At 77.9% G+C, this 376-nt stretch carries 1 protein-coding gene; it reads left to right on the top strand.

What is annotated here, in order from left to right:
- Positions 1-211: ComEA family DNA-binding protein (locus QWY29_RS19865; RefSeq protein WP_300962969.1), on the top strand; the 211-nt coding region annotated here is incomplete at its 5' end.
- Positions 212-376 lie beyond the last annotated feature (165 nt).

Below are 376 nucleotides of genomic sequence, written 5' to 3' on the forward strand. Positions count from 1 at the left end.
GCCGGGGGCTCCGGGGGCTGCCCTGGTCGACCTCAACACCGCCGACCAGGCCCTGCTCGAGACGCTGCCCCAGGTGGGCCCGGTGACAGCCGGGGCCATCCTGGCGTGGCGCACCGAGCACGGCGCCTTCACCGCGGTCGAGGAGCTGCTCGAGGTCGACGGCATCGGCGAGGCGACCCTCGCCCAGCTCGCACCCCTCGTGACGGTGTGAGCCTCGCACGGGCCGAGGCCGCTGCGCCCCCGGATCCGATCGAGCCCCACGAGCCCGCGCGGGCCTCCGCCGACCTGCGGATGACGCTGGTGGGCGTGGCCGCCTGGAGCGGGGGACTGGTGGGGGCGCTGGCCCCCGCCGCCGCGCTGGCGGGCCTCGGTCTCG

Source organism: Nocardioides abyssi (assembly GCF_030412915.1).
Taxonomy (GTDB): Bacteria; Actinomycetota; Actinomycetes; order Propionibacteriales; family Nocardioidaceae; genus Nocardioides; species Nocardioides abyssi.